The sequence below is a fragment of the Leifsonia sp. SIMBA_070 genome, from assembly GCF_046534635.1.
GTDB lineage: Bacteria > Actinomycetota > Actinomycetes > Actinomycetales > Microbacteriaceae > Leifsonia.
Genome location: NZ_JAWRYK010000324.1, coordinates 1 through 269, shown reverse-complemented (window position 1 = coordinate 269; position 269 = coordinate 1). Strand labels below are relative to the sequence as shown.

Here is a 269-nt window from a genome sequence, read left to right as displayed (position 1 = left end):
CGCTGATGCTGCCGATCCACGTGCTGATCGTTCCTCAGTACGTCATGTTCTCCCAGGCGCATCTGATCAATACGTTCGTTCCTCTGATCCTTCCGAAACTGCTCGCGACGGACGCGTTCTTCGTCTTCCTCATGGTTCAGTTCTTTCGCAGCCTGCCTGCTGAGCATGAGGAAGCGGCGCGTCTGGACGGGGCTGGCAACGCGCGCATCTTCCTGCAGATCATGCTCCCGATGGCGACGCCCGCTCTCGCAACGACGGCGATCTTCACC

Annotated in this window: 1 protein-coding gene; it reads left to right on the top strand. The window is 59.9% G+C overall.

The genetic code is table 11. The annotated features are described in order from the left end of the window. Nucleotides 1-269: ABC transporter permease subunit (locus tag SB754_RS20535; RefSeq protein ID WP_410784208.1), on the top strand; the 269-nt coding region annotated here is incomplete at both ends.